The sequence below is a fragment of the Chromohalobacter sp. 296-RDG genome, from assembly GCF_029889885.1.
Lineage (GTDB): Bacteria > Pseudomonadota > Gammaproteobacteria > Pseudomonadales > Halomonadaceae > Chromohalobacter.
The window spans coordinates 1-4,233 of sequence record NZ_JARANY010000115.1; the positions used below are offsets into that span (position 1 = coordinate 1).

Here is a 4,233-nt window from a genome sequence, read left to right on the forward strand (position 1 = left end):
GCCAAGAAGTGGAAAACCGGTTTTCACCACATTGCACGACAAGCCGGCGTACCGATAGTTCTGGCAGTGGCCGATTATCGTAAAAAGCAGCTCACTTTCCCTATCATCCTGGAGCCTACCGAAGATATCGAAGCGGACATGCAGAAGCTTTACGAAGGCTTTGCCGAGGCAATACCTCGCCGACCGGAAAGGCTTTCTGAGCCAGTAAAAATACTGTGGGAGGCCAAAAGCCATCGGGGCCAAAAGCCATCGGGGCCAAAAGCCATAGAGGTCAACGTCACCTTAGCATGGCGGCTAACGAAGCGCGCCAGCGTGGCGCTCTGATCATGGTTATAAAGATTGAAGCGGGGTATGGCTGCCACTCCGTGTTTGTTTACGTCGCCGTCAGTGGAGATTTTCTACAGCCTCAACGCTGACAACACGCGCAGCTTTGTAGTGCAGGCAAAGCCGGAACGTAAAAGCTGTCGCTGTGATTGGTCTGGTTAGCCATTTTATTCCTGCTGCAGATAAATAGCGAAACAAACCACAATTAAAACAAAGCCACACAGCACCTCGAAAACCGTCAAGAATTGTGGAAACCAATGAGACGGAGTGATGTCACCATACCCGAGAGTAGTTATCGTAACGCCACTGAAGTAAATTGACTCCCATATTCCACCGGGCATTCGACAACCCTCCCAAAAATCTAAAGGCGTAACCAAGTACAAAATTGCAAAATTTGCCATAAGTTCAAAATAGCTGCGAAATGACAACCGCAATCTATCGTGATTTTTCAATGGTTCGCCATTAAGGCGACTTGCTACCCATTGATGAATAAGGAGCTTGTTTTTAATTTGAACTATCCATTTCGGCCACCACTTTCCGCGAAATTCCGATTTTTTACCTGCAACCTTATCGAGCGCATCTCTGAGGAAAGCAATGTATATTTCGGAACATCTAGATAGCAGATAGATACTCCACAGCACAACCAACCACTTCTCATCAACCGATCCAGTTAGATGTACATTAAACAGGTACTCAGTAAGTAGAATGCCAACAACAGAAAAAGCAGCGACGAGAAAGCAAAACCAGTTGAGAAGCCGTATAACCTTGGCCTTATTGACATCCTGTTTCAACAGGCTCGCCAACCAAAACGTTGGTGACAAAAGACCAATTATCAGAACAGCCAAGTGCAATTTACTTCCCTCCATTTTAGCTAACGCCGCAAGCAAGCGCGGCTTTTTGTGGAGGCGACAGCCGGAACGAAAAAGCCGTCGCTTTGGCTTGTATTATTAGTTGCCATTCGCTGTTCGGCACAAGGCTACCAGTGAGTCTAGCTCTTCCAAAGCTTCCGAAAGGGGTTCGCTGGGATCTAGTTTGAGGGCCGAATGGTCTGATTCCCCATAAAGACGCTGGGCAAACTCGGGAATTGCCGGGTGATTGATAGCGGTAGTAAAGAACTCCTGGCCATACAGAGGACCGATTAGAGACTGATCCCCCACGTAGTGTGAAAAGACATCACGCAAATATGAACAAAGATCCTCCGTGAACTCCGAAACGATTGTATGAACGTCTTCAGCAGGAGCCTTAACCTCGACCGGTTGCTGGTTCCGGCCAAGACGAACAAAATTACACGCGACGTAGTAACGGCCATCTACCCACAGGTTTATTACTGGATTTCCATCGTGAGCTACTGCGTTTCTTATCGACTTCATGAATTGCAAATGCCGTATGTGAGATAGGCTAGACCAGCTAACAACACGTTCTAATGTAACCGGGAGAATATCCTTTATCGTCTGGACCAGCGACGAGAACGCCGCGAAACGATAGTTAATCAGTTTTCCATCCCCTTTAGCCTGGGGTTGTTGCGCGGCAAATCGGCGCCGGGACTCTTGGCAGATGTCACTAACCTCTAGAAAACGGAACCTGATCTCCTGCACGGTGTGTGCGAGAAAGTGCGCCGACTGAAGCCGTCTTGAAGACTGCTGCACTAGATTCTCCTATCAACTAACACCGCTCAGCACGCGCGGCTACGAAATGGAGGCGAAGCCGCAATGGAGTAGGCATCGCCGTGACTGGCCTTGTTAGGCCAAATCTAACCCGAAGAATTCCGTCATCCACTCTTTTTCGGCCTCTGATGGATTGTACATATAGCCTTGGTCCACAGGCTGCCAATAGCTTGGCTCCTTTACCAACTCGTTAAAAGCCAGTTCAGTTGTCACATACAGCAACCATGCTGCGATCCGGAGGGAACTTAGATTGAGCTCCAAAGCCTCGTTGCCCTTTGAGTATTCCCGAACTGGATTTATTTTTTTATGGAAACGCCCGATGTGTACAAAATTGTCACTAAAATGCCCATAAAGCTGGCCAAATGGTGGCAGCGCTCTCTTGGCCGCAGCAATGGTCTTTGTAGACGACAAGTTATGCTCTTCGTAGGGCGCTAGGTCTTCGGGTTTTTGAAGTAAATGAAGTGATGTTGATAGCGCTTCTAGCAAAGACCGAAGAATGATACCGGGTTGGAGCACATATCCCATCCGAAGGACTGCAACAGCCGAGCCAAAGGAATTTGACGCATTGATTAGAAGCATCGCACACGCTTCACGAATTTCATCATTGTTCTGTTGGGCTATAGCGAGCCCAGAATACAGCAAACCTGCCGTTCGGCTGACTAAAGAGCTGAGCTGGACTAGCTCCCCCTGACATAAGCTATCAAATGATTTTTCAATCTTCGGGCCATCACGCCGCAACTGGTTGAGAAGCATATCATCCGTGAACACAACGATCCGTTTGTTCTCGTTGTCGACATGAAGCGAACTGAGACCCACAACATTTTTCGTTTTCGAAGCGGATTCACCCTTCCGATTAGATTTCCGCTTTCTTTTTTTTGAACTTGGACGGCTCATAGTGTTTCCAAGGGCATAACAGGTATTAGATAGCGCTCGTTTTGCCACTTGAACCAGCGCGCGCATTCAATAATTTGGAATCTAAACCATTGATTTTTAGTAGAACTAATAATAATTAGGCGCATTATACGGGATTCGCGTGCTTGCGAGATTTATTGGGGCTGAGGGTGAAACGCTACAGCCCTCGCACCGTGAAGACCTACTGCTCTCAGTTTCTTTATCGGCTGTACTGAGAGAAGCTTAACCGGAGTACATAGCCCATTGGGCTGAAGCATGGACTTGGGCCTTCAGCCACGCTACCGCCCCTACCTGTGCATGCGGCGATGAGCGGCTACCATCCAAGCGATAGTCTCTGCGTAGTGCCTGGTCATTAGTCTTCTTAAGTAGCCTTTGCTGTACCGTAACTAGCCGTTACATGGAGAGCAATGCCCACGAAAGCATGAGAAGAAGTTGGTTCACGCAGGGATTACTGCCTGGCTTCACCCAGCATGTTTTCCAGTTCGTTTTCGTCGACGCCGAGCATCTGCAGGATGTTGCGTTGGGCGGCTTCGAGGATGTGCTGGCGTTCCTGGTCGTCGGGTAGGCTTTTGGCGATGGCGACGGCGCCGACCAGAGAGGAGAGAATGACGCGGGATTTGTCGGCGATGACGTCGCGGTCGGGTTCGAAGGGGAGTTTCTTGAGGCGGCTGAGGGCGATGAGGCGGGTTTCCAGCATCTTCTTTATGCGCAGGTAGGAGGCTTCAAACAGTGTGCGGATCTCGGCGTTCTCGTTGCCGATTTCGTTGAACAGCACCGTTTCCGGCCCCGGTTTGTGCTTACGTTCCAGCTCCTGGAGGTTCCAGCAGTTGGAGACCAGTTCCGTGAGGTGCTGCATCGAAAGCGGCCCCTTGACCAGCCTGGCCGCGCGGCTACTTTCCAGAGTTTCGCGCACCGAGGCGTGGTAGAGCGCCTCCTTGGAGGCGAAGTGAGCATAGAAGGCGCCGTGGGTCATCTTGGCCAGTTTCATGATCTGGCCGATGGAGACCTTTTCGAAGCCTTGGCGGCTGAACAGTTCGACGGCCGATTTGAGAATGCGCTCGCGCGATCTGGCTTTGCGATTCGTCGAGTCGGACATGGCGACCTCACGTTGCTGCTCAAAATACGTGCTGAATAGACGCTGAATATTATCTTGATCATATCAAGCTCGGTGCTAGCGTGGCACGAAACTAACGCTGTTCAGGACACTAGCATGTCTTCACCGCTCGTCATCACTGGCATGGGCATGGTCAGCCCACTCGGTTGCGGCGTCAACGCCAACTGGGAGCGCCTGCTGGCCGGCCACTCCGGCATTTCTTCGATCACGCGTTTCGAT

The 4,233-nt window shown here is 50.3% G+C and carries 5 protein-coding genes and 1 pseudogene; 2 read left to right on the forward strand and 4 right to left on the reverse strand.

From position 1 onward, the window contains the following. A pseudogene (locus tag OP495_RS16665) lies at positions 1–324 on the forward strand (hypothetical protein); the annotation flags it as partial. Between the two features lie 167 nt (positions 325–491). Here OP495_RS16665 and OP495_RS16670 read toward each other — a convergent pair. The 4 genes from OP495_RS16670 to OP495_RS16685 all read right to left on the reverse strand — a co-directional run bounded on the left by OP495_RS16670 (position 492) and on the right by OP495_RS16685 (position 3,996). Next, entirely contained in the window at positions 492–1,115 is a 624-nt protein-coding gene (locus OP495_RS16670) for a potassium channel family protein (protein WP_280570852.1), read from the reverse strand. 156 nt (positions 1,116–1,271) lie between these two features. Further along, entirely contained in the window at positions 1,272–1,970 is a 699-nt protein-coding gene (locus tag OP495_RS16675; RefSeq protein ID WP_280570854.1) for a hypothetical protein, read from the reverse strand. Between the two features lie 93 nt (positions 1,971–2,063). Continuing rightward, positions 2,064–2,882 (reverse strand): hypothetical protein, encoded by an 819-nt coding sequence (locus tag OP495_RS16680; protein WP_280570855.1) that lies wholly within the window; start codon positions 2,880–2,882, stop codon positions 2,064–2,066. Positions 2,883–3,348: 466 nt separating this feature from the next. Then, complete coding sequence (locus tag OP495_RS16685; RefSeq protein ID WP_280570856.1) at positions 3,349–3,996, reverse strand: TetR/AcrR family transcriptional regulator; 648 nt, start codon at positions 3,994–3,996, stop codon at positions 3,349–3,351. 114 nt (positions 3,997–4,110) lie between these two features. On the opposite strand from OP495_RS16685, the gene OP495_RS16690 reads away from it, so the two are divergent. Continuing rightward, a partial coding sequence (locus tag OP495_RS16690) for a beta-ketoacyl synthase N-terminal-like domain-containing protein (protein WP_280570764.1) occupies positions 4,111–4,233 on the forward strand: 123 nt, incomplete at its 3' end.